Source organism: Methylophaga sp., from assembly GCF_009711715.1.
Taxonomy (GTDB): domain Bacteria; phylum Pseudomonadota; class Gammaproteobacteria; order Nitrosococcales; family Methylophagaceae; genus Methylophaga.
Genome location: NZ_VENF01000009.1, coordinates 197182 through 217758, shown reverse-complemented (window position 1 = coordinate 217758; position 20577 = coordinate 197182). Strand labels below are relative to the sequence as shown.

Sequence of the window (20577 nt, the reverse complement as noted above, 5' to 3'; positions counted from 1 at the left end):
CCGTGGTTAAGCCGATAAAACTCCACTGGTCACAGTCCAAACCTAATTTTGGTGATGCACTTTCTCCCCTGATTTGCGAGGCTGTATCTGGCAGAGAAGTCATTTATGCCAAACCGGCTAAAGCTGACATGGTAGCCATTGGCAGCCTGCTTCATCGCTTAAAAGAAGGTTGGCTCAGCCACCGTGTGCATGTGTGGGGTACTGGCTATATTAAGCAGCCGCCAGTGCATAAATCCCGTCATTATTATCACGCGATACGTGGTCAACTGAGCGCATCGGCTATCAGCAATCATAATATCGACACGTTAGGTGACCCTGGCCTGCTGGCCGGTTTGTTACTGCCGGAGAATAAACGGCTGGATAAGAAATACCGTATTGGACTGGTCGCCCACTACAAAGATAAAACCAATCCGCTTATCAAAACATTAACTGATAGCCATTCGGATATTTGCGAGATTGATATCTATTCCTCCCCGCTGGATTTCCTGAAACAGTTAAGTCAATGCGAGATTATTTTCTCTTCTGCCATGCATGGATTAATCGCTGCTGATGCTCTGGATATCCCCAACGGCTGGATTAAATTGTCGGAAAATCTCCGGGGTAATGACTTTAAATTCCAAGATTACTACAGCATTTTTAATCTGAGCCCGTCTGCAATTAGTATCAATAAAGAGAATGTCTACCATCAGGCGCAATCACTCGCTGACACTTACTATCGTCCCAATATCGATTTAATCAAAAACAGTCTCGTCAAAGTCTTCCCTGATATTCTTTAAAACCTTGTCGGCGCCCAGTCCAGATAGGAGGACAATCGCGCATGCAAAGCTGTTTTCTCCCAGTTTTTCAAAAACCGTTTCTGATCTCGGACAAAGGCACGTTGAAATGACCACTGATGCTGATGCTCATGCATCGCATCCAAATCGATAAGGTTAACCTCCCCCTCTTGAGTCAACAAAAGATTGCTGGCTTTCATATCACCATGAGTAAAACGATACTCCCGCATCAGACTAAAGATATGACGAAGTTGCCTAAGCTGATGTTCAGTTGGTGCATGATGTTGATAGACAGATGAAAGCTCTGAGGCATTTCCGACATAGGCTGTAACCAGATAAGCTTGTTTTCTTAACGGCCCCAGGCGTTTCTCAACAAAGCCCAGCACCTCAGGTGTCGGGATGCCAAGTAAACTCAACAGATTTCCTTGACGCCAGGCATTGGCAGCACGACTGGCTCGCCAGCATCGTTTAACAAAATGCCAGCGGGATTTGATGTTGTAACGTTTGATCACTACCTTGCGACCAGCCATTTCCGTCATGACTACGGTGGCGCTGTTTCCGTCTTTCAGCTTCCTGCCCTGCTCGACAAGCACATCAATATCTTGGATTAGCTGTTCGCTGATTTGTTTGAAGAATGGGCGTTTGAAGGCGTATTCCAGATGCTTGCCTTTGAAATAGGCGGTCATCGTACAGGCACGGAAACATTTGCTCAGGTAGGTGTCTTTGCGTTTCTGCCAGGCCTTGTTGAGTAGGGATTTAAAGTTTTCCCGCTCAGTCTGTCCATAAAGCCAGCCCCTGGCCTGATAATACAGATTGAGCTTTTTCAGGATCAGTTGCTGCTGATCCGGTACAAACTGAGCCACTAATCTTGCGAGATTACTAAGACTTTTTTTAGTGCTCAGAGGCTCGCCAGTCATCCCTCTCACAGAAGCCAGGTCGATAAGAAACAGTCCGCGTGGACTCATTAGAATATTATCTGTGTGAATATCATGCTGATAAATGCCCGCCTGATGACAACGGACCATCAGTTGTAACAGTGCAGGAACCATCTGCGCCTGATTGCTGTTAACGAGTTTGAAAGGGCTGGCATCGGCGATAAATTCATAAGCCACAGCCAGGCAGCCGGCAAAATCATCACTGATGAACTTTTCCGCGGGTACGGCAACACCAGCGGCTTTACAGGCCTTGTAGCCATGCTGTTCGTGCGATAGTTCGCGCCAGCCTTTTTTATTGGGAGCAAACAATTTCAGTAATAAAGGGTCACCATGATGCAGTGCCCTTACCACCAGTCTTCTACCAGGTAACCAACGCAATATTTCTTCACAGTGGTATTTTTCACCCCCCACTTCCAACACAAATCCCTCAGTGACCGGTTTACCGGCCAGAAACTGCTTCAATGGCTCGTTCATGACGGATTGTGCCTATGCCATTTTTCCAGCAGCCCCTGTGCCCGCACTTCCACTTTTTGCCAGAAACTTGTCTGCTCAGTCAAAGCCTGACGCAGACTTAATCCAGAGTAGTTTTTGATAAAACGATATTTATCGCGTTGACTAAGTTGTACCTCATGTGCTGAGAAATAGAGTGAGCCCAAATCTTTCACCAGCCAGCGTTCCGGCACTCGCCGTCTAATCTGGGTCCGGTGCAAATCAATCAGAAACAACTCGGTATCCTCTGTAATCTGGTTGGTTTCAGCAAAAGCTTCGGTTAACAGGATATGGCAGAGATAATAATCACGATGATTGATACCGGCCTGATGCATCTTACGGCTCATTGCTGCCAGCCTCCGAATCAGGGTCTGCTTTGTACGGAAGGTCGGCTTACGCTGCTGCCATTGCAGGCCGACATGCTCAAGGCTCATTGTCTCTGTCAGTTCATCGGTAATGACAAAAGATTCGCGTCGGGCCGGGTTCAATCCGCGTTCGCCATAGCCAGCTAAGGTCATGGTGTCCACGCCCAGTTGGTGCAGACGCTTTATTGCTCGCCATTCATTTTTTGCACTGATGATTGGTTTTCTGAGCTGGAGCAGATTCTTTACAATTTCTCCCCAGCCAACACCGGCATGGTATTTAAGAAAATAGCACCTGCCGTCCAGCTCAAAACGCAGTGTGCGGCGTCCTTCCTTATCGCGATAGACTTCCCCCGGTAGCGTCGATAGCAATTTAAAAACATCGCGCTCCTGCCAGGCCTGGGCGAGTTCTTCACGCAGGTAGAAATGTTTTTTCATCAGTTGCACCAGGCTTCTATTTTATCGGCACAGAATACGGCCCGTGATGCCGCTGAAACGAGCGGATTAGGTTCAGTTCTCGGCAAGGCTTCTGGCTGCTTACTTTGTAGATTCAGAGCCTGGGTCAATTCGCTGATACAGTGCTTTTCATCCAAGACATGCGATAAAGCCTCCTGTTCGGCCAGAAAAGCATAACCGCAGATATCGCTGATTAACATCGGTAACCTCGCAGCTGCCGCTTCAGCTAACACCATACCCGCCGCTTCTTTGCGTGCAGGGTGCACCAGTAAATCGGCGGCAAAATAGAAGGGCGCCAGTTCAGTCTGCCCGCCCCAGAATCGAAAGTTGAGTCCGGTCAGTCGCTGTAATTTGCGCTCATAAGCTGCCTGCTTGCCGTTACCGACAATCCATAATTCGAACTGGCTGCGCGCGACAAAACTCAGCGCTGAGAGGGCGGCAATAATACGGTCTAGCCCTTTGGTATGGAAATCGGCAGCCACAAATAGCAATAAAATCCGGTTCTCTGCCTGTTGGGCCTGTTGGCGCCAGTCACGAGCCGCCTCCCATCGAGCCTGAGTGAAATGAAATTTTTCTTCGACACTCACAGGTAGTAAAGCCTGATTGTCCTGCTTAAGATCAAAGCTCTGCTGGTATTGCTGACGTTGATGCTCAGTGAGATAAAAAGCCTTGAGATTGGGATTGCCGAATAAATTTTTCTCAATGCCGGCATAAGTGCGATAACGCGGCAACAATCTATTCAGTCCCTTGAAGCGATTGGCAGTAAAGCAGGGATCAGCAGCGAAATAGACATCCAGCCCAGCCAGCTTGGTGAAACCGATAATCGCGTCAAACAGGCCCTGTTTTTTCAAAGAAACAACATAGCCGGACAAGGCCTTGATGCGGCCATGGTTGGTTGACTGGCTTTTACCCAGTTCATACAAGGTCCAGTCTTTGTGAATATCACCGTGCCATTTCAGCGTGATCACCGAGATCTGATGCCCTCTTCTGGCCATCTCATTGACGACAGCAATAAAGTCACGCTGCGCACCGCCGTAGGGAAAATATTCCGTGATGGCAAAGGCAAAGTGCATGGTGATGAGAATCCTCGAATCAAAAAAGCAGAGCAGATCAGGACTTGTTGATTTTTCAAAGCCGTCTCTGTTGAGGCTAAGATGCTTTTTTACTCAACAAACCCTGACAACTTGAACCGCATTACTCTAAAATGAGTCTGTCTTATAACCAGTATTATTGCGGTTCACGGAACAGACGCAATAGTACCACCTGACAGATACAGAGGTAAGCCGTGTCCTTCAAAGCCACCATTCATCGTCACCAGGATATGATCAATGGTCTTTTCGAACTCGAGCCACAGGTTAATAAGCTGATGCAGCGGGTAAAAGACTGTCTGCTGGCCGGCAACAAAGTGCTGTTTTTCGGTAATGGCGGCAGCGCTTCCGATGCCCAGCACCTGGCCGCTGAATTCATCGTCCGCTATCACCGTGACCGCAAAGCTTATGGCGCTATTGCCCTGACTACGGATACCTCCATCCTGACGGCGCACAGCAATGACTACAGCTTTGAAACGGTATTTGATCGTCAAATCGAGGGGCTGGGCAGACCGGGGGATATCGCCATTGGCCTGTCGACATCCGGCAACAGCGCCAATGTGATCAACGGTATCAAAACCGCGCAGCAGAACAATATCTGGACCTGCGCCTTCACCGGCGACGATGGCGGTAAACTGAAAACCATTGCTGATGACTGTATCTGTGTACCCAGCAAGGAAACTGCCCGGGTTCAGGAAGGCCATATTGTTATCGGTCACTGGCTTTGTGAAGCCCTGGACGAGGCCCTCGCTGATTCATGAGTCGACAGCTGCTCACTACCGACGTCGTCATCATCGGGGCCGGTATTGCCGGTCTTTGGCTGCACCACCGGCTTAACGATCTCGGTTTCCATGCCCTGCTGCTGGAAAACGGTGAAATCGGTCGCGGTCAGACCCTCAGCTCCCAGGGCATAATTCATGGCGGCAGCAAGTACGCACTGAACGGCATTCTGTCCAAGGCTGCCCAGGTTATCAGCAGCATGCCAAACCGCTGGAAAACCTGTCTGCAAGGCCAGGGCGAGATTGATTTATCCGGCGTTAAGAAGCTCACTGAACATCAACTGCTCTGGTCCAGAGACCGTCTGTCTTCAAAAATGGTGTCTTTCTTCGCCAGTAAGGCCCTGCGTAGTCGCATGCAGCCGGTAAAAAAAGAAAACCGCCCGGCTATATTTGCCGACAAAGCTTTCAGAGGCGCTTTATATCAACTGGATGAGCCAGTGCTGGATGTGGTCAGTCTGCTGGATGAACTGGTCAAGCCCTGGCAAAAACGAATGCTGGCGGTGTCCCGGGAGGCTGAGTATCAATGGCAGCCATCAACAAGTCCGGTGTCTTCGCTGCTTATCGGCGAACAATATGAAATCAAGGCGCAGCATTTTGTACTGACTGCCGGTGAAGGTAATGAAAAACTATTGCAGGGCTTGTCACAGCCACAGCCCGAAATGCAACGCCGTCCACTGCAAATGGTGCTATGTAAAAGCAAGCAACTGGATAAGCCTCTGCCGGTGATATATGCACACAGCCTGGGCAGTGGCTCCAAGCCGATTGCTACTATATCCAGCCACAAAGACAAGCAAGGCAATGTCGTCTGGTATATCGGCGGTAATATTGCCGAGGAAGGCGTCAATAAAAGTCATACTCAGCTGGTTGCCGAAGCCAGAGCGTTATTGGCAGACATTCTGCCCTGGGTAGCCTTGCCTGAACTGGAATGGGCCACGCATGCGGTCAACCGGGCTGAACCCAAGCAATCCAGCCTGACCCGCCCCGACAGTGCCTTTATCAGTAGTTACGACAACCTGCATGTCTGCTGGCCAACCAAGCTGGCGCTGGCGCCGGATCTGGCGGACCAAATGCTGGCGGCGCTGGAATCAGCCGATCTGAAAGCCGGTGATCACCATAATCCGGATTATCCGCAGCCCAGCATGGCAGAACCGCTATGGGACCGGGCCTTTTCATGACCAGCCTGACGCAACGCAGAAAAATTGCCGATACCGGCGTTGCCGTCTCACCACTGGGTCTGGGCACCGTTAAACTGGGGCGGGATAAAGCCGTTAAATACCCGGCTGGTTTCAAAATTCCTGATGATAAACAGGCGCTGGATCTGCTTTCACTCGCCTGGGATTTAGGCATTAACCTGATTGATACAGCCCCGGCCTACGGCCACAGTGAGAGCCGGCTGGGTCAGTTACTTCCCCAACTGCCACATGACTGGGTTATCGCTACCAAAGCCGGTGAATATTTTGATCCGGTCAGTGGTGAGTCACTTTATGACTTCAGCCCGGCCTCTATCACTCGCAGCGTTGAAAACAGTCTCAGACAATTGCGTCGTGAGGTATTGGATATTGTGCTGATTCACTCTGACGGCAACGATCAACAAATCATCGAGCAGGACGGCGCACTGGACACACTCAATGAATTGAAACAACGCGGCCTGATCCGCGCTGCCGGCATGTCCAGCAAAACCGTGGAAGGCGGTCTACTGGCATTGGAACACTCGGATTTGGCGATGGTGATGCATAACCTTCGTTATCAGGACGAACAGGCCGTACTGGATGAAGCGGCCAGAAAAAACAAAGGCATTTTTATCAAAAAAGCACTGGGCAGTGGCCATATGACGCAAGCGTCAGAAAACCTGGATATCGTTCAGGCCAATTTTGATTTTATCTTCAGAGAACCGGCAGTGAGTAGTGTGATTATCGGCACCATCAACCCGGCACACCTTAAGGATAATGTGGCTAAAGCGATTAGGGCGCTAGAAAAAGCTTAATCCACAGATTACGCAGATGAGCGCAGATTAAAAGCTTGTTCAAGTGTAATCATTCTTTATGAACAGCGCTAAATGAACTGTTCAAACACTGCTCCGTGTAATGTTTTTTAGTGCCAGCTCAGGATAGAGCGGTAAATATCAGCGAAAATCGGCGTAATCTGCGGATAAAGACCTTTTTACCCCATAACTATTTTATGCTCTGGTTGTGTTGATTTTATTGACGATCGCCGTGGTGGAACAGTTTTCCACCAATCCCATCACTTTCACTTCACCACCGTAGCCTTCAACAATTTCCCAGCCGACCACGCCTTTTTTATCGTAGTCACCGCCCTTGACCAGCACATCGGGCTGAATCAGGCGCAGCAACTCTTCCGGGGTATCACCCGGGAAGCAGGTCACCCAATCCACATCGGCAAGACCGGCAAGCACTGTCATCCTTCTGTCTGCAGTATTAATCGGCCGACCTTCACCTTTCAGTTTGGTGACCGACTCATCCGTGTTAATGGCTACGATCAATCTGTCCCCCAGCTTTCTGGCCTGCTGCAGATAGGTCACATGGCCGGCATGCAGGATATCGAAGCATCCGTTGGTGAAAACAATTTTTTCACCGCGCTGTTTGGCCTGCTCGACAGCAATTTTCAACTGCTCCACCGTCACCGCACCGGCCATACTGTGATCGCTTTTATGCAGACCCTGATGGCGCTCATATTCCGCTTTCAGTTCCGGGCCACTGACGGTTGAGGTACCCAGCTTACTGACGACGATACTGGCAGCCACGTTTGCCAGTGTGACCGCATGTTCCAGATCGGCACCGGCAGCCAGGGCCGCAGCCAGCGTGGAGATAACGGTATCTCCCGCTCCGGTGACATCAGCCACTTCCTTGGCAATCGCCGGCAGATGAAATTCGGCTTGATCGGCCCGGATCAGCGTCATGCCATGTTCACTGCGGGTGATCAGAATCGCCTGGATATCCAGTTGCTTAATCAGGGTCTGCGCCTTGCTGATAAGATCCTGTTCAGAAACGACCGATCCCGCCACGGCTTCAAACTCGGCCATATTCGGCGTCATCAGATCCGCACCGCGATATTTATTGAAATCACTGCCCTTGGGATCGACCAGCACGCAGATATTTTTCTGTTTGGCCTGATTGATCCAGAACTGCGGATCGGACAGGGTGCCTTTGTTGTAATCGGACAGCACCATCACCTGAGCCTGCTCGGTCAGTTCACCAACCAGTCCCTGCACTTGCTCGGTCAATGCCGGTTCAAAGCGTTTTTCAAAATCGAGCCTGATAAGCTGTTGATGGCTGCTAATCACCCGCGATTTGATAATGGTGCCGGCTTCCGGCGCCCGGTGAAACAGGCACTTAACACCAACGGCTTTCAGACGCTGTTCAAGCACCCCGGCGGCTTCATCCTCGCCGGTCAGGCCACTGATATTGCAGTTTGCGCCCAGGGAGGCAATATTCATAGCCACATTGCCAGCACCGCCCGGCAGATCCTCCAGCCGTTCAACATTGACCACAGGTACCGGCGCTTCCGGTGAAATCCGGTTGGCTTTGCCAAAATAAAAACGATCGAGCATCAGGTCGCCAATCACAGCAACACGTGCAAGATGAAATTCAGGAAAGGGATGTTTCATATCAGATTTTGTCGGACCGGCTGCCATTCAGTAATGGCGTTATTGTGCTTGTAAAAGGCTTTCGAGTCTATGCCAGACCTGGTCGACTTCCATGCCCGCCATACACACTGGTTGACCCTCATGCGACTCGGGCAGGGGACATCGGCGCTTATAACAGGGCGAGCAGGTCATACCGGTGATCAGGTGATGCTGTTTATCACCATAAGTTCCGATAAGGTGAGTATCGGTCGAACCATACAGCGTGATAGCCGGCTTGCCGAGTACCGCGGCCATATGCGCAAGACCGGTATCACTGGCTAGTACCGCTTCGGCTTCCCGCATCAGCGCAGCGACATTATCCAGCGGCAATCTGGGCAACGCAAAAGCCTTCTCGCTGACTGACGCTATCTGACGGGCGCGTTGATATTCTTCATCATTGCCGCAGGGCAGCAGGCACTGATAACCGGCTTCAGCTGCTTTCAGCACGACCGCCTGCCAGTGTTTGATCGGCCACAGTTTAGTCAGCCAACTGGCGTTATGTACCAGCATCAGATACGGCCGCGTCAGCGCAAAATCAAGTTTTGGTAACTGGCAATGGGCAAGGTCAGTGCCGTAATCAGCGGTCGCATCAGGCACGCTGTAACCCAATGCTGATGCCAGAATCTGACGCATCCGTTCCACCGCGTGCTGGCCGGGATTCACATTGATCGGGTGGCGATAGGCCAGATGCGCCGGTTTTTCACGGCAACTGTATTTATCGAGACCGTAGACCGGCCCTTTTCTGAGCAGACTGACCAGCGCGCTTTTGAGATTATTCTGCATATCAACGACAACGTCATAATCATCGGCATTGAGCGCTTTATAAAAACCGGTCAGCTCCCCCTGTTTGAGACTGCTCAGCCAGCTTTGCCGCCAGCTGCGGTGAGAGGTGGTAATCACTTTCCTGACCCGGGGATGCCATTTAGGCACCGCAGCGAAAGCCTTATCCACTACCCAGTCAAATTCAATGTCGGGATGAACCTGTGCGGCATCCGTCAGTGCCGGCAACGCATGCATCAGGTCACCCATCGAGGTCAGTTTGATAATTAAAACGCGCATGATGCTTCAGTCAAAATCGAGACTGAGTGGGTGATCACGATGATGCATCAGAATTTTGAAAAAGGCATCCGGGTCTTTAATCTGAGTCAGCTCGCCTTCTCTTGGAAACAGCTGATCCTTCAATCGTGACAGCCAGAAGCGTAAGGCCGCCGCTCTCAGTACCAGATTCCAGTTGGCCAGCTCTGACTCCGTCAGCGCTCTTTTTGCCTGATAGTACTGCATCAAAGCCTGGTAACGACTTTGCTCAGGCAGGCCGGACTCATCGACACACCAGTCATTCACGGCCACCGCCAGATCATAAAGCAGGTATTCATCACTGGCATAATAAAAGTCGATAATGCCTTTGAGCTCATCGCCATCAAACAAGGCGTTGTCGCGGAATAAATCCGAATGAGTGACGCCCCATGGCAAATCCAGTTCTTCATAGCCGGCCTGAACCGCCAGCTCGTTTTTTAGGATAGTAGCCTGCTCGTCATTTAATTTCGGCAGCAGGGTCATAGCAGTCTGACGGCGCCACTCGTGACCACGCTCACTGGCACGGCGTGATTTGAAATCCAGACCGGCAATATGCATTTCCGCCAGGACCTCACCAATCTCAGCACATTGCGCCGGCGTCGCCAAAGAGTCCACACCACGCCCCTCCAGGCGCAAAACCAGCGCCGCCGGTTTACCACAGAGTTTTTTGAGGTAATGACCTTCGCGGTCAGCAGCGGGGTGGGCGGAAGGAATACCATGCTGATAGTAAAATGTCATCACGTCCAGAAAATAAGCGAGTTCGCCGAAATCGTGATGCTCAAACAGCGTCAGCACAAATTCACCTTCAGTAGTGCTGACAAAATAGTTGGTATTTTCGATGCCGGCACTGATGCCCTGATAAGACACCAGATCACCGACCGCATACTCTCCCAGAAACGCGATCAGGTCGTCGCGTCCGACTTCAGTATAAACTGACATGAAAACTGCTCAGATTCGTGTGGTGCTTACCACTCCAACAGGATCCAGTTCGGCACAAGCAGACCGGAATCCAGTTCGAATTGTCTTGACTCTAAAGACCCATCACCGTCTGTATCTGTCAGATAATAGGGCTTACCAACAGTAGGCGTGACTTTAATCATATAAAGCTTCCCGTTAAGCCGGTATTCCTCAATGATGCGGTCATCTTTTTGAATGATATTGACCTCGGGCTCAATGCTATCACCGCTTTGCATTGGCTCAGGAAGCACCGGCGGCTTCTCCATCACCGATTCGGTGTCCTCTGCCCGGACTGTCACTGTCATTAACAGGGCAAGTGCGCATACAATAGCGATTTTGTTAAACATGAGAATGCTCCGTGTCATTTCGGAGTTAAGATAGCATTTCCGCTGCCCGGAGAAAAGCAGTCAGTTCTCAGAAAAACGGTGCCACAACGCTTATGACGCAATCTGTCCCTCTTGTTCTTGTTGACGGTTCTTCCTACCTGTATCGGGCCTATCATGCCATGTACAAGGCTGACCTCCGGAATTCAGCCGGTGAACCGACCGGCGCCATCCGGGGAGTCACAGCCATGCTACGCCGGTTGCTGGCAGATTATCCCGACAGCCATATCGCCGTAGTGTTCGATGCCAAAGGTAAAACCTTTCGCGACGATATTTATGAACAATACAAGGCCAACCGCCCGCCGATGCCGGATGATTTAAGGCCCCAGGTGGAACCGATTTACGACATCATTCGTGCGATGGGCCTGCCACTGCTGTGTGTAGATGGTGTCGAAGCCGACGACGTAATCGGCACGCTGGCAAAACAGGCGACCGAAAAAGGCATGGATGTTGTTGTCAGCACCGGCGACAAGGATATGGCCCAGCTGGTCAATCATCATGTCACTCTGGTCAATACCATGACCGAAACCAAACTGGATATCGACGGTGTTAAAGAAAAATTCGGTCTGCCGCCGGAACATATCATCGACTTCCTGGCGCTGATGGGCGATAAAGTCGACAACATCCCCGGTGTGCCGGGCATCGGCGAAAAGACCGCTCTGTCACTGTTACAGAAAATGGGCAACCTTAAAGCCATTTATGCCAACCTGGAAGCGGTACGGGAGCTGGACTTTCGCGGCGCTAAAAAAATGCCGGAAAAACTGGCAGAAAATAAAGCCCTTGCTGAGCTCAGCTATGAACTTGCCACTATCAAGTGCGATGTTGATCTCGATATCGAAGTTGAAGAACTCAAACACCAGCCTCAGGACCGTGAGGCTCTGCTGACGCTGTTCAAACAGTTCGAATTCCGCAGCTGGATCAGTGAACTGGAATCCGGCAGTCCGGATCAGACGGTCACCGCAGGCTCGGCAGTCGTTAAAAACGACATCAGCAATCAACAGGATTATCAGTGCATTCTCAACAAAGCGGATTGGCAAACCTGGCTGAAAAAACTCCAGGATGCCGACCTGTTTGCGTTTGATACCGAAACCACCAGCCTGGTCTATCTTGATGCCCGCATTGTCGGTGTTTCCTTCGCCGTCAAACCTGGTGAAGCGGCTTACCTGCCGCTGAAACACGACTATGCCGGCGCGCCGGAGCAGCTCGATTATGATGAAGTGATGCAGGACCTCAAACCCTTGCTGGAGGATCCCAACAAACTCAAAGTCGGCCAGAACCTCAAGTATGACCGGCATGTACTACTGAACCATGGCATTGATCTCAGAGGCATTGCCCATGACACCATGCTGGAATCCTACGTGCTCGACAGTACCGCCACCCGTCATGATATGGATTCTTTGGCGAAAAAATATCTGGATCGCGACACGATTCACTTTGAAGATATTGCCGGCAAAGGTAAAAAGCAGCTGACCTTCAATCAGATTGGAATTGAGGAAGCCGCCCCCTATGCGGCTGAAGATGCCGACATCACATTGCAACTGCATCATGTACTGTGGCCAAAGATGCAGGCAATTCCGCCGTTAGTGAAGGTTTACTCCGAGCTGGAAATGCCGTTACTTCCCGTGCTTAACACACTGGAACGCAACGGCGTCAATATTGATATCTGGATGCTGCAGCAGCAGAGCGATGATATGGCCCGCCAGATCGCTGAACTGGAAAAGCAGGCCCATGAAGCAGCGGGCCAGGTCTTTAACCTGGGCTCACCCAAGCAGCTGCAGGAAATTCTTTACGACAAGCAGAACCTGCCGGTTAAAAAGAAAACCCCGAAAGGCGCGCCTTCCACAGCAGAAGAAGTGTTGCAGGAACTGGCTGATGAAGGCTATGAACTGCCACAAATCATTATGAACTACCGGGGCCTGAGCAAACTAAAATCTACCTACACAGACAAGCTGCCACTGATGGTCAACAAAACAACGGGGCGAGTGCACACTTCCTATCATCAGGCCGTGACAGCAACAGGCCGGCTCTCATCTTCCGACCCGAACCTGCAGAATATTCCTATCCGCAGTGAAAATGGACGTCGCATCCGCGAGGCGTTTGTCGCCAGCGACGGTTATGTGCTGCTGGCGGCCGACTATTCACAAATCGAGCTGCGGATCATGGCGCATTTGTCTGGCGATAAAAGCCTGCTCCAAGCCTTTGCCAAAGGGGAAGATATTCATCGCCATACCGCATCGGAAATCTTCGGCATCGGCCTGGATGAGGTCAGCAGCGACCAGCGCCGCAGCGCCAAAGCGATTAACTTTGGCCTGATTTACGGCATGTCCGCCCATGGCCTGTCGAAACAGCTGGGCATCGACCGGGCCCAGGCAGCCGATTATATGAATACCTACTTCGAACGTTATCCGGGCGTCCGCAATTACATGGATAACACCCGCGAGCAGGCCAAGAAACAAGGCTATGTCGAAACTATTTTCGGTCGTCGCCTGTATCTGCCGGAAATCAACTCCAGCAACGGTATGCGCCGTCAATATGCTGAGCGCACCGCCATCAATGCCCCGATGCAGGGCAGCGCCGCCGATATTATCAAGCGTGCCATGATCGATATTCACAGCTGGCTATGTGGTGTGGATACCGGTATCCGCATGATCATGCAGGTGCATGACGAACTGGTGTTTGAAGTACCCAAAGATCAGCTGGATATGGCGAAGACCACCATCGAGCAGTTTATGATGAACGCGGCAGATTTGAAGGTGCCGTTAGAGGTTGGGCTTGGGTCTGGGGATAATTGGGAACAGGCGCATTAGCTACTCAACTTTACCTGATGTAATCAATTGACTGTCCATGCGAAACCAAACTGCCAAATTACAACCATAGAAATAAAGATACATTGCAGTTGCGTATATCGCATAGAATCCCCATCCCCACAAACCTTCGCTTAGCTTAATTGGTCTCTCCCTGAACCATTTCTCTGGATAGAGAGATTGGTCTAGATCCAAAGCTGAGTTCAATAAAACCTGCACTTTGCGTAAACGAAGATACTCTAGATGGCAATGTGTGAAGTGATAAATTGTTGCAATGTAAATAACCGAAAGAATTATCGACACAAGCGATGAGGCACTAGTAGTTCTTTAATGGTCAATGCAGCCATGAGTGCAAAATGAAGGGCAGAAGTAAAAGTCAGAATTCTTATCGGCCAATCACGATATTCTCCAACCTCTTGAACAATGATTTTGTAGATTTCCCAGTTATCCTTCTTAGACTCCATCATAGATTCCCTTGCATAATAAATACGCCCCTACTTAGCTAATCATCGGTATATCTTTAGTTCAAGTTTATATAGCGCGATTTAACCTGCTTGTTTTCGGACTAAAGCCCGAGTTCATTTATTTTGCATGCCCAAAATAAACGAACCAAACAAAAAGGCAGCCCACTGCTTGCCCTGCGGGTCCCCTGCGCTTCTCGCCATGACTGGGCACTCGCGAACTCGCTACGCTCAAACAGACGCTCGCGCTTATCCAGTCACGACTGCGATGCTCGGCTTCACAAAAGGGCGAAAAGAAAAAGCAACTATTCACCTCAGTGATTTCTGCTCCCAAATATCCCCGTTTGTGCTGACGAGTAGCGCAGGTTTATCTGGATAAGGATTGGGCAGTGTCTGAGCGCAGCGAGTTTTGACCAATCCCCAGATAAACCGAGCAACGCAGTGGAGCCGTAGGCCAGCACATTGGGGCGCCCTAGGGTTGTTAGGGAAATGGGCGCGCATTTCCCTGACTCGCCACTAAGGCGAAATGAAACCTAAGAATGAACTCGGGCTTTAGTCCGAAAAACCGGGCCTGGATTGCTTCACTACGTTCGCAATGACGGGACAGGGTCAAAGCCAGTCTGCTCTGGCAGTTACTCTTACAATACTTAAAGCAGAAAGATTAACTCTGTGCCTCTGTGGTTAATAGCCTCAAACCATCAGGAATCTGAGCGCTTCTTGGCGCGAGGATGCGCCGAATCATAAACCTTCGCTAAATGCTGAAAATCCACATGGGTATAAATCTGCGTGGTACTGATATCCGCATGCCCCAGCAGCTCCTGCACCGCTCTTAAATCCCCACTCGATTCCAGCATGTGTGAGGCAAACGCATGTCGCAACCGGTGCGGATGCACGTGATCGGAAATCCCGTGTTTTTTTCCCCAGTAGCTCAAACGCTTTTGAATCGAACGCACACCGAGGCGACGGCCCTGCTGGGTGATAAACACCGCTGGCTGATCAAAAAAGCCAGCCTGATCCCGTTTTTCCAACCAGTTCTGTAGAGCTTTAATGGCTTGCGCCCCCACCGGGCAGACCCGATCTTTTTGCCCTTTACCGGTGACATGCACCAGTCGGTCACCGAAGTCGATATCACGCAGATCCAGTTCAGCAAGCTCGGCCAGCCGGAGACCTGATGAATAAAACAGTTCCATGATGGCCCGGTCGCGGGTGGCGACGAAGGTATCGGGCTGGGTGTGATCGAGCAGCGCATTCATCTGATCGACATCGAGGGTGGAAGGCAGACGTTTTTCGGCTTTGGGAGCTTGTACGGCCAGCGCCGGATTGTGGTCAGCCAGTCCTTGCTTAATCAGATACTGATAAAAGGATCGTACGGCTGACAGCATGCGTTGAATACTTCGGCTGGAGAGGCCTTTTCGATGCAGAAAAGCAGAAAACTGACGCAGATCCCTGGTTTTGAGTGTTGCCCAGCTCTTTAGCTCATCTCGCTGGCAGAACTCGGTGAGTTGGTGCAGATCACGGCGGTAATTACTGACCGTGTGGGTTGAGAGGCGACGCTGCAGCGCCAGATAATCCAGGAAGTCGTCTACCGTGCCGGCCAGCGTGTCAGCCATGGCTATGCGTGTGGTAGCGAAGCACGCGCATGAATACTTCGCCCAGAAAACTCAGATAATCGGTTGCCATATCCGCATGAAAGCGGTTTGGGTCCTCACTGCCGATAGCCAGCAGGCCGGCGCAGGGTTCATGCCCCAGAGGCAGACAGGCGACAGATTGAATATTGTCTGCCTTGTCATTAAACAGCAGTTGCTTCTGGGCTTTGGTCAGGCGGCCACAGATAGGTTTTTGCTTGCTGAGCAGGTTATCAAAACTGCGCAGTTTGGTATCGTCCGCGTGAAGCTGGCCGACATTGGCTTTGGTGTCGGGCAGTTCAAAAGTCTTATCGCCGTAAAACAGTCTGACAGCGACATCATCGGCAGCGAACTCCCGCTGCAGTTCTTCCATCAGACTTTTAATCAGACTGCCAAGATCTGCCGCATCCAGCAGACTCAGGCACAGCGCGTGGACTCGATGCTGTAACTCGGCATTGCTGTGAGCATTCTCAATCAATGCACGAAGTTGATCGTTCAGCTGTTTGTTTTTTTCTTTGAGCCGTTGCTGCTGTTTTTGTGCAAGAGAGATCGTACCTTCAGGCGAACTGTGGAGTTCCAGTTCTTCCAGCAGTTCAGGATGCTGCAGAAAAATATCCGGGTGAGATTGCAGATAGGCTTGAAGTTGAGCCAGGGTTATTTGTTTTCCAGCGTCGCCCACGCTATTTCTCCATCAAATACATGTTCTGCCGGTCCGGTCATCCAGACAGCGCTGTCTTCATCCGGCCAGCTGATTTGCAGTTCACCGCCCGGCAAAGAGACGGTCACTTCAGTGGATAGTAAACCACGACGGATACCACTGACGACTGCGGCACAGGCACCGGTGCCACAGGCCGATGTTTCCCCCGAGCCACGCTCAAATACCCGCAGACGGATATGACCGGCATCCTGCAGCTGCATGAAACCGACATTGACCCGTTCCGGAAATCGTTCATGAGACTCCACCAGTGGACCGATTTCCAGCACCGGCGCCGTATCAACATTGTCCACCAGCATCACCGCATGCGGATTCCCCATCGACAAGGCGCTGATTTCTTTTTTACCGTGCTCGGGAACTGCGATCATATAGGTCGTGGCCAGTTCCTCGGCTGCAAATGGGATACGGCGAGGATCAAACTGGGGCTTGCCCATATCGACGGTGACAGAACCATCCGCTTGAATGGTCGGATAAATCAGGCCGGAAGCGGTTTCTACCGCGATGCTGTCTTTATTGCTCAGCCCTTTTTCACGAACAAAACGGGCAAAACAGCGGGCACCATTACCGCATTGGGACACTTCGCCGCCATCGGCATTGAAGATACGGTATCTGAAATCCGCTGCCTCAGAGTCCGACTTCTCTACCAGCAGAACCTGATCGCAACCCACGCCGAAATGACGATCAGCCAGAAACCGAATCTGGCTGTCGCTCAGTACGACGCGCTGGTCGATGGCGTTGATAACGATAAAATCATTACCCAGGCCATGCATTTTGCTGAATTTGAGACTGCTCATGTCGGTAATACGTGTTCTCCGGCGAACAAATCCTGAACCGTTTCGCGTTCACGCACCAGGTAAACCTCACTGCCGTCGACCATGACCTCGGCAGCACGCGGACGCGAGTTGTAATTAGAACTCATGGTGAAACCGTAAGCTCCAGCTGATCGTATCACCAGAAGGTCACCCTGCTCGATCGCCAGCTCCCGGTCTTTACCCAGAAAATCACCGGTTTCACAGATAGGTCCCACAATATCATAGACCGCAGCATTGGCTCGGGTTTCCAGCTGCACTGGCTGAATTTCCTGCCAGGATTGATACAAAGCAGGACGCAACAGATCATTCATTGCCGCATCCACAATCGCAAACTGTTTGGCCTCCGTGGGTTTAATAAATTCCACTTTGGTCAGCAGGATACCGGCATTGCCGGCAATGGCCCGGCCCGGCTCCAGCAGAATTTCCAGTTGCCGATCCGCTAGCAACGGTTTCAGCGCAGCCGCGTATTCCGCAGGGCTCGGCGGAGTTTCATCACGATAGTGAATGCCCAGTCCACCGCCGATATCCAGATGTTTAATTTCAATGCCGTCTTCGGCCAGTTCATCAATCAACGCCAATACGCGTTTCAGGGCATCAACAAACGGTGACACGGAGGTCAGCTGGGAACCGATATGACAATCTACACCGACCACGGAGAGGTTGGCCATTGATTTGGCCGATTGATAGACCGAACGGGCCTGTTCAATATCGATACCGAACTTGTTCTCTTTCAACCCGGTTGAAATATAGGGATGCGTTTGCGCATCGACATCGGGGTTAACCCGAATCGACACCGGGGCCTGCTTACCAAGCCGAGCAGCAACCATATTAATCCGGCTCAATTCCGGGATCGATTCGACATTGAAACAGCGGATATTGTGGTCAAGTGCATACTCGATTTCGGCTTCAGTTTTGCCCACACCGGAAAAAACGGTTTTATCGGCTCTACCGCCAGCGGCTATGACCCTTGCCAGCTCACCTGCCGAGACGATATCAAAACCCGAGCCGAGTCTCGCCAACACATTCAACACAGCCAGGTTGGAATTGGCCTTGACCGCATAACAGACCAGGTGAGGCAAATCGCCAAAAGCTTGATCAAACGCCTGCCAGTGTTGTTCCAGGGTTTTGCGGGAATAGATATACGTCGGGGTACCGTAATCTTGCGCAATATCGGTGACGGGAACCTGCTCGGCATAAAGACTGCCGGATTGATGCTGAAAATAATCCATTGTCTGTTTTAACCTGCCATCAGCAATTGCAGATTACCTTCCGGCAGATACAAGTCCCCTTTCTGCCCGCAGGCACTGAGCGACAGCAGAAGACAGAGCATTAGCGCCAGTAGCCCATGGCGTCGAAAAGTTCGCATAATTCATTCCCCAAAAATTTTACGGCAGTATATACAGGAAAGACGCAGACGTCTTGATAGAGAAACTAGAATTTCTTGTTTAACTTACATACTATTAGCGTTTAAGAGCAGTGCTTATGTTAAGGAATCGCAAATAGTCATGGCAAATATGGCAACCCCCATGAGACTGAGCGGTCTGGCCAGGCGTCTGGTCAACGAAGGTCTGTTGAACGAAGAACAGGCGCTTTCCGCACAGTCTGCCGCCAAAGAAGCCAAACAGCCTTTTGTTACTTACCTGGTTAATCACAAGATCCTGGGCAGCGCCGATATTGCTTCGATTGCTTCACAGGAGTTCGGTGTCCCGCTGTTTGATATCGAATCAATGAATCTGGATATGTCAGCCACCGAGCTGATTCAGGAAAAACTGATTCGTCAGCACAATGCCCTGCCTTTATTCAAACGTGGTAAAAGACTCTACGTTGCGCTGTCTGACCCGACCAACCTGCAGGCGCTGGATGAGTTCCAGTTTAACACCGCCCTCAATACTTATCCCGTGCTGGTCGATGAGCAGAAGCTCTCGGTTATTATCGAAAAAGCGCTCGACAAAGCCGATGAAAAACTGGATGAGTTTCAGGATGCCGATCTTGATGATATCGACCTCGGCCCGGATGAGGACAAAACCGAAACCATCAATGAAGCCAATATTGATGATACACCGGTCGTACGTTTCATTAATGGCATCCTGACCACCGCGATTAAATCCGGCGCCTCGGATATTCACTTTGAACCCTATGAAAAGAAATACCGCGTGCGGATGCGGATTGACGGCATTCTGCATGAAATGAAAGGAGCGCCGGTAGCTCTGGGTGGTCGTATCGCCGCCCGACTCAAAGTATTATCACGACTGAATATCGCCGAACGCCGTATTCCCCAGGACGGCCGCATGCGGCTTAAACTGTCTAAAACCAAAGCCATCGATTTTCGTGTCAATACCTGCCCGACCCTGTTCGGCGAGAAAATTGTCTTGCGGATTCTGGATCCGACCAGTGCTCAGATGGGAATTGATGCGCTCGGTTACGAAGAAGATCAAAAACGCGTCTTCCTTGAAACCATGCACAAACCCTATGGCATGATCCTAGTCACCGGTCCGACCGGCAGTGGTAAAACCGTCTCGCTCTATACCGCACTGAATATTCTCAATACCGGTGACAGGAATATCTCCACCGCGGAAGACCCGGCAGAAATCAGTCTGCCCGGCGTGAATCAGGTTAACGTGCATCCGGCTATCGGCCTCGGCTTCACCGCCTGCTTGCGTGCTTTCCTGCGTCAGGATCCGGATGTCATCATGGTGGGTGAGATCCGGGATCTGGAAACCGCAGAAATAGCGATTAAAGCGGCGCAGACCGGTCATATGGTGTTTTCTACCCTGCATACCAATGACGCACCACAGACATTAACACGGCTTGCCAATATGGGCGTGCCGGCATTTAATATCGCTTCTGCGGTGACTTTGATTATTGCACAGCGTCTTGCCAGAAGACTCTGCAGTAAATGTAAAGCCGCGGAAAATCTGCCCAATGATGTGCTGCTGGAAGAAGGTTTCACGCAACAGCAAATAGACGCAGGTGTCACCATATACAAGGCCGTTGGCTGCGACAGTTGTACTGAGGGTTACAAGGGTCGTGTCGGTGTTTATCAGGTTATGCCCGTATCAGATGCCATGGGGCGTATCATTATGGAAGGCGGTAACTCGATGCAGCTGGCCGATCAGGCAGAAAAAGAAGGCATCGATGATCTGCGCAAGTCCGGTCTGAAAAAAGTCGCCGCGGGGCTGACCAGCCTGGAAGAAATCAACCGTGTGATCAAGGAGTAGCGG

The 20577-nt window shown here is 51.0% G+C and carries 18 protein-coding genes; 6 read left to right on the top strand and 12 right to left on the bottom strand.

Annotation, left to right across the window (positions count from 1 at the left end; all coding sequences use genetic code 11):
- Positions 1-2: 2 nt before the first annotated feature.
- Entirely contained in the window at positions 3-776 is a 774-nt protein-coding gene (locus FH755_RS07315) for a polysaccharide pyruvyl transferase family protein (protein ID WP_292440070.1), read from the top strand.
- On the opposite strand, the gene FH755_RS07310 is transcribed toward FH755_RS07315, so the two are convergent.
- Genes FH755_RS07310 through FH755_RS07300 form a run of 3 tightly spaced genes read right to left on the bottom strand, consistent with a single transcriptional unit; the run spans position 773 to position 4088 of the window.
- Positions 773-2182, bottom strand: coding sequence for a lipopolysaccharide kinase InaA family protein (locus FH755_RS07310; RefSeq protein ID WP_292440068.1), 1410 nt, complete (start codon positions 2180-2182; stop codon positions 773-775). The two genes, FH755_RS07315 and FH755_RS07310, sit on opposite strands and share 4 nt — an antisense overlap.
- Positions 2179-2997 (bottom strand): lipopolysaccharide core heptose(I) kinase RfaP, encoded by an 819-nt coding sequence (rfaP, locus tag FH755_RS07305; RefSeq protein WP_292440067.1) that lies wholly within the window; start codon positions 2995-2997, stop codon positions 2179-2181. The genes FH755_RS07310 and rfaP overlap by 4 nt, the downstream gene beginning before the upstream one ends.
- The gene (locus tag FH755_RS07300; RefSeq protein WP_292440065.1) at positions 2997-4088 is read right to left on the bottom strand and encodes a glycosyltransferase family 4 protein; all 1092 of its coding nucleotides are present in this window, start codon (positions 4086-4088) and stop codon (positions 2997-2999) included. Before FH755_RS07300 ends, rfaP begins: the two co-directional genes overlap by 1 nt.
- A gap of 212 nt (positions 4089-4300) precedes the next feature.
- Between FH755_RS07300 and FH755_RS07295 the strand changes: the two genes are divergently transcribed.
- Genes FH755_RS07295 through FH755_RS07285 form a run of 3 tightly spaced genes read left to right on the top strand, consistent with a single transcriptional unit; the run spans position 4301 to position 6866 of the window.
- Positions 4301-4864: an SIS domain-containing protein gene (locus FH755_RS07295; protein WP_292440063.1), complete on the top strand. Its 564-nt coding sequence runs from the start codon at positions 4301-4303 to the stop codon at positions 4862-4864.
- Positions 4861-6057: an FAD-dependent oxidoreductase gene (locus FH755_RS07290; RefSeq protein WP_292440061.1), complete on the top strand. Its 1197-nt coding sequence runs from the start codon at positions 4861-4863 to the stop codon at positions 6055-6057. The genes FH755_RS07295 and FH755_RS07290 overlap by 4 nt, the downstream gene beginning before the upstream one ends.
- On the top strand, positions 6054-6866 hold the full coding sequence (locus tag FH755_RS07285) for an aldo/keto reductase (RefSeq protein WP_292440059.1): 813 nt from the start codon (positions 6054-6056) through the stop codon (positions 6864-6866). The genes FH755_RS07290 and FH755_RS07285 overlap by 4 nt, the downstream gene beginning before the upstream one ends.
- Positions 6867-7058: 192 nt before the next feature.
- On the opposite strand, the gene hldE is transcribed toward FH755_RS07285, so the two are convergent.
- The 4 genes from hldE to FH755_RS07265 are packed head-to-tail and all read right to left on the bottom strand — an operon-like array spanning position 7059 to position 10903.
- Positions 7059-8507 carry a bifunctional D-glycero-beta-D-manno-heptose-7-phosphate kinase/D-glycero-beta-D-manno-heptose 1-phosphate adenylyltransferase HldE gene (gene hldE, locus FH755_RS07280; protein ID WP_292440057.1) on the bottom strand — a complete coding sequence of 483 codons (1449 nt, stop codon included), beginning with the start codon at positions 8505-8507 and terminating at the stop codon, positions 7059-7061.
- A gap of 39 nt (positions 8508-8546) precedes the next feature.
- Positions 8547-9584: a lipopolysaccharide heptosyltransferase I gene (gene waaC / locus FH755_RS07275; RefSeq protein WP_292440056.1), complete on the bottom strand. Its 1038-nt coding sequence runs from the start codon at positions 9582-9584 to the stop codon at positions 8547-8549.
- Positions 9585-9590: 6 nt separating this feature from the next.
- Entirely contained in the window at positions 9591-10538 is a 948-nt protein-coding gene (locus tag FH755_RS07270) for a homoserine kinase (protein ID WP_292440055.1), read from the bottom strand.
- 26 nt (positions 10539-10564) lie between these two features.
- Positions 10565-10903 carry a DUF2782 domain-containing protein gene (locus FH755_RS07265; RefSeq protein WP_292440053.1) on the bottom strand — a complete coding sequence of 113 codons (339 nt, stop codon included), beginning with the start codon at positions 10901-10903 and terminating at the stop codon, positions 10565-10567.
- Positions 10904-10995: 92 nt separating this feature from the next.
- Here FH755_RS07265 and polA point away from each other — a divergent pair, with 92 nt between their 5' ends.
- Positions 10996-13746 (top strand): DNA polymerase I, encoded by a 2751-nt coding sequence (gene polA, locus FH755_RS07260; RefSeq protein ID WP_292440051.1) that lies wholly within the window; start codon positions 10996-10998, stop codon positions 13744-13746.
- A gap of 1156 nt (positions 13747-14902) precedes the next feature.
- Here polA and xerC read toward each other — a convergent pair.
- The 5 genes from xerC to FH755_RS07235 are packed head-to-tail and all read right to left on the bottom strand — an operon-like array spanning position 14903 to position 18722.
- Positions 14903-15802 (bottom strand): tyrosine recombinase XerC, encoded by a 900-nt coding sequence (gene xerC / locus FH755_RS07255; RefSeq protein ID WP_366658739.1) that lies wholly within the window; start codon positions 15800-15802, stop codon positions 14903-14905.
- Positions 15803-15806: 4 nt separating this feature from the next.
- Complete coding sequence (locus tag FH755_RS07250; RefSeq protein WP_292440049.1) at positions 15807-16508, bottom strand: DUF484 family protein; 702 nt, start codon at positions 16506-16508, stop codon at positions 15807-15809.
- Positions 16484-17338, bottom strand: coding sequence for a diaminopimelate epimerase (dapF, locus tag FH755_RS07245; RefSeq protein ID WP_292440047.1), 855 nt, complete (start codon positions 17336-17338; stop codon positions 16484-16486). The genes FH755_RS07250 and dapF overlap by 25 nt, the downstream gene beginning before the upstream one ends.
- Complete coding sequence (gene lysA / locus FH755_RS07240) at positions 17335-18585, bottom strand: diaminopimelate decarboxylase (RefSeq protein WP_292440046.1); 1251 nt, start codon at positions 18583-18585, stop codon at positions 17335-17337. Before lysA ends, dapF begins: the two co-directional genes overlap by 4 nt.
- A gap of 8 nt (positions 18586-18593) precedes the next feature.
- Entirely contained in the window at positions 18594-18722 is a 129-nt protein-coding gene (locus tag FH755_RS07235) for a lipoprotein (protein ID WP_292440044.1), read from the bottom strand.
- Between the two features lie 139 nt (positions 18723-18861).
- Here FH755_RS07235 and pilB point away from each other — a divergent pair, with 139 nt between their 5' ends.
- Entirely contained in the window at positions 18862-20574 is a 1713-nt protein-coding gene (pilB, locus tag FH755_RS07230) for a type IV-A pilus assembly ATPase PilB (protein WP_292440042.1), read from the top strand.
- The last annotated feature ends 3 nt before the right edge of the window (positions 20575-20577 follow it).

Bases quoted from the DNA above. Each gene is read 5' to 3' on its own strand.
- FH755_RS07310 (WP_292440068.1), bottom strand. From the start codon at position 2,182: ATGAACGAGCCATTGAAGCAGTTTCTGGCCGGTAAACCGGTCACTGAG.
- rfaP (WP_292440067.1), bottom strand. From the start codon at position 2,997: ATGAAAAAACATTTCTACCTGCGTGAAGAACTCGCCCAGGCCTGGCAG.
- FH755_RS07300 (WP_292440065.1), bottom strand. From the start codon at position 4,088: ATGCACTTTGCCTTTGCCATCACGGAATATTTTCCCTACGGCGGTGCG.
- FH755_RS07290 (WP_292440061.1), top strand. From the start codon at position 4,861: ATGAGTCGACAGCTGCTCACTACCGACGTCGTCATCATCGGGGCCGGT.
- FH755_RS07285 (WP_292440059.1), top strand. From the start codon at position 6,054: ATGACCAGCCTGACGCAACGCAGAAAAATTGCCGATACCGGCGTTGCC.
- hldE (WP_292440057.1), bottom strand. From the start codon at position 8,507: ATGAAACATCCCTTTCCTGAATTTCATCTTGCACGTGTTGCTGTGATT.
- waaC (WP_292440056.1), bottom strand. From the start codon at position 9,584: ATGCGCGTTTTAATTATCAAACTGACCTCGATGGGTGACCTGATGCAT.
- FH755_RS07270 (WP_292440055.1), bottom strand. From the start codon at position 10,538: ATGTCAGTTTATACTGAAGTCGGACGCGACGACCTGATCGCGTTTCTG.
- FH755_RS07265 (WP_292440053.1), bottom strand. From the start codon at position 10,903: ATGTTTAACAAAATCGCTATTGTATGCGCACTTGCCCTGTTAATGACA.
- polA (WP_292440051.1), top strand. From the start codon at position 10,996: ATGACGCAATCTGTCCCTCTTGTTCTTGTTGACGGTTCTTCCTACCTG.
- dapF (WP_292440047.1), bottom strand. From the start codon at position 17,338: ATGAGCAGTCTCAAATTCAGCAAAATGCATGGCCTGGGTAATGATTTT.
- lysA (WP_292440046.1), bottom strand. From the start codon at position 18,585: ATGGATTATTTTCAGCATCAATCCGGCAGTCTTTATGCCGAGCAGGTT.
- FH755_RS07235 (WP_292440044.1), bottom strand. From the start codon at position 18,722: ATGCGAACTTTTCGACGCCATGGGCTACTGGCGCTAATGCTCTGTCTT.
- pilB (WP_292440042.1), top strand. From the start codon at position 18,862: ATGGCAAATATGGCAACCCCCATGAGACTGAGCGGTCTGGCCAGGCGT.